This is a genomic window from Halorubrum sp. AJ67 (assembly GCF_000513435.1).
Genome location: NZ_CBVY010000012.1, coordinates 132,332 through 137,633, shown reverse-complemented (window position 1 = coordinate 137,633; position 5,302 = coordinate 132,332). Strand labels below are relative to the sequence as shown.

The window sequence follows — 5,302 nt, the reverse complement described above, 5'->3', positions numbered from 1 at the left end:
GTTCGACGCGCGCCTCCACGCGGCGGGCGAGGTTGGCGGCGCGGGGGCCGGCGAACCGGTCGAGGAACTCCGCGAGCGCGGCGAGTAGGCGGAGCGCGTTCTGTCGGATCACCCACGCGTCCGAGCGCAGGTCGGAGGGGATCGCGTCGTTCATCCCGGCGAGCAGGATAGCGAACACCTTGCGGTGGCCGTCTTCGAGATCGGTGTCGCGGCCGTCGAGGATCCGGTCGATCGCGTCCGACTCGGCCGAGCGCGCGGAGACGGAGTCGAACTCGCCGGCCGACGCGACGGTCTCCAACACCGAGTCGACCGTCAGCGTCTCGCGGTCCGCGAGCCGCCGGAAGCGGCGGGCGGTGTCCAAGCGGAGGTAGTACTTCGAGGCGAGCCGCCCCAGCCCCGTCGGCTCGATGGCGAGGTCGTCGTCGGCCGCGACGAACCCGTCGTCGACGAGCGATTCGAGCGTGTCGCGGACGCGGTCGCGAAGCGTGGAGAAGTCGTACGCGTCCGGCTCGGACTGCGCTCGGACGTAGTAGAAGGTGGTTTCGAGCCACGCCATCACGTCCTCTAACCCGCGGATCGTCCCCATCGCGATCTCGGCGTTGAGGTGCGATTCGAGGTCGGCGGCGAGCCGCGACTCGATCTCCTTGCCGTCGCGCAGCAGTTTCCGGTACTTGTCCGCGTCGGCGCGGTCGCAGACCACCCAGCCGTACCCCACGTCGTCGTACTCCGGGCGGCCGGCGCGACCGAGCATCTGGAGCACGTCCAACGGCGAGATGTCGGTCTCGCCCTCCAGCGGGTCGTGGTACTTCGTGTCGCGGATGACGACGCAGCGGGCGGGGAGGTTCACCCCCCACGCGAGCGTCGACGTCGAGAAGAGGAACTTGATCTTCCCCTGCTTGAACCACTCCTCAACGCGGTCGCGGTCGTCCTTCCCGAGGCCGGCGTGGTGGAAGCCGACGCCGTCGGTCACCGACTGGCGGAGCGTGTCGTTCGTGAGTTCCTTCGCCTCGTTGTGGAAGTCGTAGTCGTCCCGCGAGTCGATGGGGATGTCGCGCTCGGTGATCTCGTCGCGCGCCTTCTTGGCCGCCTGAACCGTGTCCTGTCGCGAGGAGACGAACACGAGCGCCTGCCCGTCCTCGCGGACGTGCGGCTCTGCCAAGTCCAGCGCGCGGTAGAGCCGGCGGTACTTGTCGGCGAACGCGTTCGACCCGTGCGAGTACGTCTTTACGCCCGTCTCCAGATCGACCGGGCGGTACTCGTCGCCGAACGCGTAGGTCGTCTCCGCGGGCGCGTCGAGCCACTCGGCGACATCGTCGATGTTCGGCATCGTCGCGGAGAGCGCGACGACGCGGGGGTCCTGAAGCCGGCGGAGCCGCGAGACGGTGACCTCCAGCACCGCGCCGCGCTTCTCGGAGTCGAGCAGGTGGACCTCGTCGATGACGACGCAGTCCACGTCGGTGATAAAGGAGTAGCGCGCGGAGTCGTGTTTCCGCGTCGCGCTGTCGGCCTTCTCCGGGGTCGTCACCAGCACGTCCGCGCGCTCGGCGCGGCGCGGGTTCAGGTCGCGCTCGCCGGAGACGACGTACACGGAGTAGCCCATGTCCTCGAACCGCTCCCACTCGCTCTCCTTCTCGTTGGTGAGCGCGCGCAGCGGCGCGACGAAGAGGGCCGTTCCGCCCTCCGAGAGGGTCTTACAGATGGCGAGTTCGGCGAGCGCCGTCTTCCCGGAGGCCGTCGGGGCCGACGCGACGACGTTGCGGTCGGTCTCCAAGACGCCCGGCAGCGCCTCGCGTTGCATCCGGTTGAACTCCTCGAACCCGAAGGCGTCGGCGAACTCCGGCACCGCGTCCGCGACCTTCACGGCACACCACACCCGTGCGCGAGTCGTCGGGAACCGCGGCTGTGTCGCATCGGATCGAGAGGGGGGCTTCGAGGGCAAAGGCGTTTCTCATGCGAGCCGTCGCCGCAGACCCACACCGTTTAGGTGACCGCGGTCGACCGCACGGGTATGATCCCCTCGTCGCCGGTCGCCATCGGTGTCGTCGTCGCGGTCGCGCTGCTCGCGCTGTTCGTGCTCGTCCGCCGCCTCCGCGGGCCGTCCGCCGAGGCGCGCGAATCGAAGCGCGCTCACGAGGCCGCCCAAGAGCGCGACGCGCCCGTCGAGATCGGCGAGACGTACGAGTTCGGCGTGACGGAGCTGACCGACCACCACTCCGGCTCGGAGGTCGCCGTCGGGAAGGTCCAAGGGTTCGTCGTGTTCACCGAGGACATTCCCGGCGGACTCGAACCCGGCGACGTGATCCGAGCGAAGGTGCTCTCGTTCAACGAGGGGCGCACCTCCGCGGACGCGACGTTCGTCGGCCGGGCGTAGTCGAAGCCCCCCGGCCGCCCCGCCCGTCGGCCGCGCTCCGAGCGACCACGTCCGCTCCGAACCGGAAGTTCATACGTGATGGCGACGAAGGGATGTCCGAATGGCTCAGGCCGGCACCCAAGACCTCACGGAGCGGTTCATCCAGTTCTATCGGAACTACTACCGCGAGGAGATCGGACAGCTCGCGCAGCGGTACCCCAACGAGCAGCGCTCGCTGTACGTCTCCTACGACGATCTCTTTCAGTTCGACCGCGACCTCGCCGAAGACTTTCTGAACAAGCCCGAACAGATGCGCGAGTACGCCGAGGAGGCGCTGCGGCTCTACGACCTCCCCGCCGACGTCAGCCTCGGCCGCGCACACGTGCGGGTCGAAGACCTCCCCGAGAGCGTCGACATCCGCGGCATTCGGGTCCACGACGACCACATCGGGAAGCTCGTTTCCGTTCAGGGGATCGTCCGCAAGGCGACCGACGTGCGCCCGAAGGTGACTGAGGCGGCCTTCGAGTGCCAGCGCTGCGGGACGATGACGTACATCCCGCAGAGCGACGGCGGCTTCCAAGAGCCTCACGAGTGTCAGGGCTGTGAGCGGCAGGGACCGTTCCGCGTCAACTTCGACCAGTCCGAGTTCGTCGACTCCCAGAAGCTCCGTATTCAGGAGTCGCCTGAGGGCCTTCGCGGCGGCGAGACGCCCCAGTCGCTCGACGTCGACATCGTCGACGACATCACCGGCGAGGTGAGCCCGGGCGACCACGTCACCTGCGTCGGCGTCCTCCACATCGAGCAGGTCGAACAGGGCAACGAGAAGTCCGCCATCTTCGATCTCTACATGGACGGCGTCTCCATTGCCATCGAGGACGAGGAGTTCGAGGACATGGACATCACCGAGGCGGACAAACGCGACATCATCGAGCTCTCCGAGCGCGACGACATCTACGAGGCGATGGTGGCCTCCATCGCCCCGGCCATCTACGGCTACGAGGAGGAGAAGCTCGCGATGATCCTCCAGCTATTCTCCGGCGTGACGAAGCACCTCCCCGACGGCTCCCGGATCCGCGGCGACCTCCACATGCTTCTTATCGGGGATCCCGGAACTGGCAAGAGCCAGATGATATCATATATCCGACATATCGCGCCGCGTTCGGTTTACACCTCCGGCAAGGGGTCGTCGTCGGCGGGGTTGACTGCTGCGGCCGTACGCGACGACTTCGGCGACGGCCAGCAGTGGACGCTCGAAGCCGGCGCGCTGGTACTCGCAGACAAGGGGATCGCCGCGGTCGACGAGCTCGACAAGATGCGATCGGAGGATCGGTCGGCCATGCACCAGGCGCTCGAACAGCAGCGGATCAGCGTGAACAAAGCCGGTATCAACGCGACACTGAAGGCGCGCTGCTCCTTGCTCGGCGCGGCGAACCCCAAGTACGGCCGGTTCGACCAGTACGAGCCGATCGGCGAGCAGATCGACCTCGAACCCGCGCTGATCTCGCGGTTCGATCTGATCTTCACCGTGACGGACGATCCGGACCCCGAACACGACTCGCGGCTGGCCAAACACATCATCAACACGAACTACGCGGGCGAGCTCAACACCCAGCGCGAGGAGCTGACGACCTCGGAGTTCACGTCGGAGCAGGTGGCGGAGGTGACCGAAGAGGTCGCCCCGGAGATCGAGGCCGAGCTGTTACGGAAGTATATCGCCCACGCGAAACGAACGTGTTACCCGACGATGACGGAGGAGGCAAAGGAACTCATCGAAGAGTTCTACGTCGATCTCCGCTCGAAGGGGTCCGGCGAGGACGACCCCGTCCCAGTCACCGCTCGGAAGCTGGAGGCGATGGTACGGCTCGCCGAGGCCAGCGCGCGGGTGCGGCTCTCGGACACCGTCGAGCGCGAGGACGCCGACCGGGCGACCGACATCGTCGAGTCGTGTCTCAAAGACATCGGCGTCGACCCGGAGACGGGACAGTTCGACGCCGACGTGGTCGAGACGGGCACTTCGAAGAGCCAGCGCGACCGCATCAAGAACATCAAGGGACTCATCGCCGACATCGAAGAGGAGTACCAGGAGGGCGCGCCCGTCGACGAGGTGCTCGACCGCGCCGGCGAGATCGGGATGGACCCGGGGAAGGCCGAGCAGGAGATCGAGAAGCTCCGCACGAAAGGCGAGGTGTACGAGCCCAAGCAGGGCCACCTGCGGACGACGTAGATGGACCGGATCTCCGCGATACGGAACGTCGAGGACGCGCTCCGCGAGTTCGAGAACGGCGAGGCCGACCTCGCGGCCACGGAGCGACGCGTCGCGGCCGTGCTTCGAACGTACGCCACCGAGTTCGACGGCGACGACGACGTGTACCGCGCCGTCGGCGACAGTCCGGTCGACGGGACCGTGGTCGTTGCCCCCTCCGAGCCGGCCGCGCGCGAGCGCGTCCTCGCGGCGAGCGGGATCAGTGAGGACCCTGACGACGGCGATCAGCCCGATTTCGACGTCGAGCGGTTCTGATTATGAATCCCGACCGCCCGGAGGCGAATCCCGGTCGTTAGCGGAGACTGAAACCTTCCGGTTCGGAACGGCTAAATTCTGAGATCGATCAGCGGCTGGCGTGTTGTTGGTTGTGACGTATTCGGCGGCCGCCCGAACCGGCCTCCGAAATCTGTGTCGCCGCCACGAGTCGGTCGTCGCCCGGCGGTTCGGGCGAGCCGCGTTGTTCGACGAGACGGTGTACGCCGCGTTCCTCGCGCTGCGGCTGCGAGAGTCGCACGGTGGGGACGTCCAGATCGAGCGCACCGAGCCGTTCAACGAGTTCGTCGCCGTCGACGAGCCGGTGCGGGAGGCCGCCGCGGCCTACGCGGACCGGTCGACGAAGGCGACGCCGTACGCCGCCTTCGCGGCGGGGACGGACCACCCGGATCCGGACGCCATGCGCGGGCGGGAAC

General features: G+C 67.6%; 5 protein-coding genes. 4 read left to right on the top strand and 1 reads right to left on the bottom strand.

The features are described 5' to 3' along the window. A partial coding sequence (locus BN903_RS10920) for a DEAD/DEAH box helicase (protein WP_048077752.1) occupies positions 1 to 1,861 on the bottom strand: 1,861 nt, incomplete at its 3' end. Between the two features lie 147 nt (positions 1,862 to 2,008). Between BN903_RS10920 and BN903_RS10915 the strand changes: the two genes are divergently transcribed. The 4 genes from BN903_RS10915 to BN903_RS10900 all read left to right on the top strand — a co-directional run. Then, on the top strand, positions 2,009 to 2,371 hold the full coding sequence (locus tag BN903_RS10915; protein WP_048077751.1) for a TRAM domain-containing protein: 363 nt from the start codon (positions 2,009 to 2,011) through the stop codon (positions 2,369 to 2,371). A 100-nt stretch (positions 2,372 to 2,471) separates the two neighbouring features. Then, the gene (locus tag BN903_RS10910) at positions 2,472 to 4,574 is read left to right on the top strand and encodes a minichromosome maintenance protein MCM (protein WP_048077750.1); all 2,103 of its coding nucleotides are present in this window, start codon (positions 2,472 to 2,474) and stop codon (positions 4,572 to 4,574) included. Then, positions 4,575 to 4,868: a hypothetical protein gene (locus BN903_RS10905; RefSeq protein WP_048077749.1), complete on the top strand. Its 294-nt coding sequence runs from the start codon at positions 4,575 to 4,577 to the stop codon at positions 4,866 to 4,868. It abuts the gene before it with no gap. A gap of 100 nt (positions 4,869 to 4,968) precedes the next feature. Beyond that, the coding region (locus tag BN903_RS10900; RefSeq protein ID WP_048077748.1) for a hypothetical protein at positions 4,969 to 5,302 on the top strand (334 nt) is incomplete at its 3' end.

Excerpts from the sequence above, each read along its gene's own strand:
- BN903_RS10915 (WP_048077751.1), top strand. The coding sequence starts at position 2,009 with ATGATCCCCTCGTCGCCGGTCGCCATCGGTGTCGTCGTCGCGGTCGCG.
- BN903_RS10905 (WP_048077749.1), top strand. The coding sequence starts at position 4,575 with ATGGACCGGATCTCCGCGATACGGAACGTCGAGGACGCGCTCCGCGAG.
- BN903_RS10910 (WP_048077750.1), top strand. The coding sequence starts at position 2,472 with ATGGCTCAGGCCGGCACCCAAGACCTCACGGAGCGGTTCATCCAGTTC.